The 4,552-nt window shown below is 62.3% G+C and carries 4 protein-coding genes; 3 read left to right on the forward strand and 1 reads right to left on the reverse strand.

All coding sequences use genetic code 11. The features are described from left to right. On the forward strand, positions 1-818 hold an 818-nt coding region (locus tag VGL22_RS21905), incomplete at its 5' end, for a lysostaphin resistance A-like protein (RefSeq protein WP_465269100.1). Positions 819-954: 136 nt separating this feature from the next. Further along, the gene (gene pyrE / locus VGL22_RS21910; protein ID WP_465269101.1) at positions 955-1,569 is read left to right on the forward strand and encodes an orotate phosphoribosyltransferase; all 615 of its coding nucleotides are present in this window, start codon (positions 955-957) and stop codon (positions 1,567-1,569) included. Between the two features lie 242 nt (positions 1,570-1,811). On the opposite strand, the gene VGL22_RS21915 is transcribed toward pyrE, so the two are convergent. Continuing rightward, positions 1,812-2,552, reverse strand: coding sequence for an OmpA family protein (locus tag VGL22_RS21915; protein WP_465269102.1), 741 nt, complete (start codon positions 2,550-2,552; stop codon positions 1,812-1,814). Positions 2,553-2,921: 369 nt separating this feature from the next. Here VGL22_RS21915 and uvrC point away from each other — a divergent pair. Further along, the coding region (gene uvrC / locus VGL22_RS21920; RefSeq protein WP_465269103.1) for an excinuclease ABC subunit UvrC at positions 2,922-4,552 on the forward strand (1,631 nt) is incomplete at its 3' end.

A 4,552-nucleotide genomic window follows, 5' to 3' on the forward strand; every position in this document is an offset into this window, starting at 1 on the left:
CTCCCCCGCCCCCGCGCTTCCCCAACTTCGTTGACGTTCTTCTCATGGGCATCCTGTTTGCCTTCGGCTGGCTCGCCTCCGCCGCCGCCGCCGCCACAGCCCTGAGTTCCCATCTCTTCGGCGTGCATACTGAAAAGCAGGCCATGAACGACATCCACTACGCGCTGGGCAGTCAGGGCGTGTGGTATCTCGTCTCACTCGCTTTGTGGATGCTGGTCTTCCCGCGCATCTGGCACACCGGCTTCTTTGCCGGCATCGAGTGGCGCGCCCGCGCTGCCCTGCGCCTCCGATGGCAGCTCTTCTCGGCGGCCTTCGCCTGCTTCATCCTCGCCATCATCGATGGCGTGCTGATCCCCGGCCCCAAAGAGGCTCCCATCGACCAGGTCTTCCGCATGCCCGGCGGAGCGTGGTTCCTGTTCGCATTCGGCATCACTCTTGCGCCGCTCATCGAGGAGATGATCTACCGCGGATTTCTGCTGCCGGCCCTCTGCACCCTCTGGGACTGGACCGCCGAACACCTCCAGAACCGCCCCGCTCCCTGGCCCGACGCGAACGGCAAGGTGAAATGGTCCGTGCCCGCGATGGTCTTCGGATCCATCGCCGCCAGCATTCCGTTTGCCCTGATGCACGGCCAGCAGACCAGCTACTCCATCGGCACCTTCGTCCTGCTGTTCTTCGTCAGCGCCGCCCTCTGCTGGATTCGCCTCAGCACCCGCTCGCTGGCCGCAAGCACCGTCGTCCACGCCTGCTACAACCTGCTCCTGTTTGTGCTGATGATCTGGGGCACCGGCGGCTTCAAGCACCTGGACAATATGTGAAAGCAGCTCCTCGCCGCTGGCTTCCAGGTGCGCGTTCATGCGTCGCTTCATCAGAATCTCAGACCAGGAATTCGCTGGCGCCCGTATGCTCGCAAAGCAAGGCAAGAACTAGAAGCTAGCAGCTAGAATTGAACCGATGACCACCCCAACCCACGCCCGGCAACTGCTCTGCCTCCTCGCCCGCACCAGCTTCAAACTCGGACAGTTCAAGCTCTCCTCCGGCGCCACCAGCGACTACTACATCGACTGCCGCACAACCACGCTGCACGCCGAAGGCGGCCGCCTCACCGGCCACGCCATCCTCGAACTCCTCGAAGCCAACCACATCGACGCCGAAGCCGTGGGCGGCCTCACCATGGGCGCAGACCCCCTCGTCTCCAACGTCGCCACCGCCAGCGCCTGGCGCGCCCAGCAGCACCCCGGTGCGCCCCTGCTCCACGGCTTCCTCGTCCGCAAAGCCGAGAAGGCCCATGGCACCGGGCGTCGTATTGAAGGCTTCTGCCGCCCCGGCGCGCGCGTCGTCATCGTCGATGACGTCTGCACCACTGGCGCGTCCACCATCAATGCCATTGAAGCGGCCAAAGAAGCCGGCATGACCGTCGCTGCCGTGGTCTGCATTGTGGAGCGCGAAGAAGCCAACGGCCGGCCCGCCGTCGAGTCCGCCGCCGGATCCGCTCCGTTCCTGCGTCTCTTCTCGGCCAACGATGTCCGCGCCGAGCACGTCAAGCAGTTGGATACCGCAAAGGCCTGATGAGCACTGACCTGGAGGACAAAGCTTTAACGGCCGCGCAACTCGTCTGATTCTATGCACAAAAACAGGAAAGCCCCGACGGGGGGTGCGGGGCTTCCCTGTTGCCTATAATTTACGCTTGCGTCAATCGTGCCACGGAGCAATTCCCAGAATCCCGATCCGGTTCAGGCTACCCTGAAGTGGCCTCTTGCGTAGAGAGCACCATCGTCCAGGTTCGCCGTCCCCAATCCTGAAAACCGCGCTTAATTGCCCGCCGGCCCGCCTGACTTCGCCTGGGTGCCGTTATCGCTGCCACCCATATTCGTCAGCAGCCTGATCTCCACGCGGCGGTTCTTCTTGCGACCCTCCGCCGTGTTGTTCGGCGCCACTTCCTTATCCTTGCCAATGCCGATCAGGTAGAACCGGTGCGCCGGCACCCCGTACTTCGAGGCCAGATACTGCACCACCGCGTCGGCGCGGCGATTGCTAAGCGCATAGTTGTACTCGGCAGATCCCGTCGAGTCCGTCCCGCCGGTTACCTCAAGAATGTAGCTCTTCGCCGAGTTCAACTGTCCGGCAAACTGATCCAGTTGATCCTTGTCGTCTTTGGTCAGCGCTGCCTTGTCAAAGCCGAATGTCACGGCGACGTCTGCCATGGAACGGTAGTTGTCCAGCCCTTTCACCACCTGGTCCAGCGAGTCGGCGCGGTGAACCGCATTGTTGGCCGCGGTCTCGGCATCCCCGGCCGCCTTTTGTGCGCCCTGCGCACTCTGCTGCGCCGTGTTGGCCGCGCCCTGCGCCGTCTGAATGCCGCTCTGCGCGCGCTGGTCCACGTCCTTGATGTTGCGGTTGTTTTCCGCTGTCTTGTCATCCAGCGCGTTGGTCTTGTCCACCAGCGGCGCGGTCTGGTTCCGGACGTAGTTCTTCGTGGAGCAACCTGTCACTCCTGCCAAAGCCAAAGCGACAACGCAAAGCCCGGAGCTGAGCCCAAATCGAGAAATCATGGTTTGTTTTTCCTCCTGTCGCCGGTGTGCAGATAGACCTCGGACCCGGCCGACATGTTGTCCGTCACTCCATTGGATGCACCTCAGGAGCCAAACCGATGACTCGTTCCAAGTTTCACAAAAAACAACCCTTACCCCGGTCCTTCCATCCGAGATCATACCCCTGAACCATGTAAACTTTACCCTTCCGGTAAGGATTTGCCGCTGCTTGATGACGAGCAGACTCTCATTTTCGTCACTTCGAATGACCCAATGTAAGGCAAAGATCACAACCCCGAGTCCGACTCGCACTTCGGTTCATCCAACACCAGTCACCTAAAATAAGTTGCCGCCCGGCTAAGCCAGCCACCGCGCCGGGCTCCACATTCCATGGACCTCATCGAGAAAATTCGGACTCTGCCCACCCAGCCCGGCGTTTACCTCTACAAGAACGCCGAGGGCGAAGTCATTTATGTCGGTAAGGCCAAAAACCTCCGCTCGCGTGTCCGCTCGTACCTCCTTGAGGCCAGCCAGGCCAACGCCAAAACTGGCTCCCTGATGCGCGAGGCCGTCGACCTCGACTACATTCTCGTGGCCAACGAACACGAAGCCCTCGCCCTCGAGAACAACCTCATCAAGCAGAAAAAGCCGCGCTTCAACATCCTGCTGCGCGACGACAAGACCTATCCATATGTAAAGCTCACGCTGGCCGATCGCTATCCGAAGGTCTTTGTCACGCGCCGCCTGCGCAAGGATGGCAGCGCCTACTACGGTCCGTACTTCCCGGGCAACCTGGCGCACCGCATCGCGGACCTGCTGCATCGCTCGTTCCTGTTGCCGAGCTGCAAGGTGGATCTCTCGCGCTACCACCCGCGACCGTGTCTGCAGTACTACATCAAACGCTGTCTTGGGCCCTGTGTTGAAGGACTGACCACGCCGGAGGAGTATCGCGAGGCGGTGCGCGACGCGCAGCTCTTCCTCGAAGGCCGCCAGCAGGAGCTGGGCCGCTCGCTGGAGACGCGCATGGAGGCGGCCGCCGCATCGGAGCAGTTCGAGCTCGCGGCGAAATATCGCGACCTGCTCATCACCGTGAACCAGGTGCAGGAGAAGCAGCGCATAGCCTCTCCGGACAGTGACGATGCGGACGTCTTCGGCTATCACTACGAGAACGACATGCTGGCCGTGAATCTCTTCCACATGCGCGCCGGCAAGATCGTCGATCGCCGCGACTTCTTCTGGGAGGAGCTGTCGAAACTGGTGCAGACCGAGGAAGATCACGCCGAGAACACGTCGGAAACGGCTCACCCCGCAGGCGCCTTCCATCCGCCGGCGTTTTTCTCTGCCCTGCTCAAGCAGCTCTACATCGATCAGCAGTACGTGCCGCGCTCCATCCTGGTGCCGGTGGACTTCGCCGATCGCGATGCGCTCTGCCACCTGCTTGCCGAGCGCACCCGGCATCGCGTGGAGATCGCCGCGCCGCAGCGCGGCGAGAAGCGGTCGCTGGTCGACCTCGTCGGCCAGAATGCGAAGCAGAGCTACGACCAGCGTTTTCGCGTGCTGCAGCCCTCGCAGAAGGCGATCCAGGAATCGCTGCAGGACCTGCTGGTGCTGCCCGAGCTGCCGCGCCGCATCGAGTGCTTCGACATCTCGCACATCCAGGGCGCGGAGACCGTCGCGTCGATGGTGGTGTGGGAGAACGGCGCGATGAAGAAATCCGACTACCGCAAGTTCCAGGTGAAGACAGTCGCCGGCGTGGACGACTTCGCCTCGATGCGGGAGATCGTTGGCCGCAGATACAAGCGCGTATTGCAGGAGACCGGTCCTGCGGAGCTGACCGAGACATCCGACAGCGAGGCACGTGCGCGCAACGGCTCCGAACGACGGCCTATGCCTTCACTCGTCCTCATCGACGGCGGCCTGGGGCAGCTTCACGCGGCGGCGGCGGCGCTGGAAGAGCTGGGGCTGACGACGCAGCCGATCGCGTCCATTGCAAAGCGCGAAGAGGTGATCTACCTCTATGG

Origin of the sequence: Occallatibacter sp. (genome assembly GCF_036502485.1) — a bacterium.
GTDB lineage: Bacteria > Acidobacteriota > Terriglobia > Terriglobales > Acidobacteriaceae > Telmatobacter.

Bases quoted from the DNA above. Each gene is read 5' to 3' on its own strand.
- pyrE (WP_465269101.1), top strand. From the start codon at position 955: ATGACCACCCCAACCCACGCCCGGCAACTGCTCTGCCTCCTCGCCCGC.
- VGL22_RS21915 (WP_465269102.1), bottom strand. From the start codon at position 2,552: ATGATTTCTCGATTTGGGCTCAGCTCCGGGCTTTGCGTTGTCGCTTTG.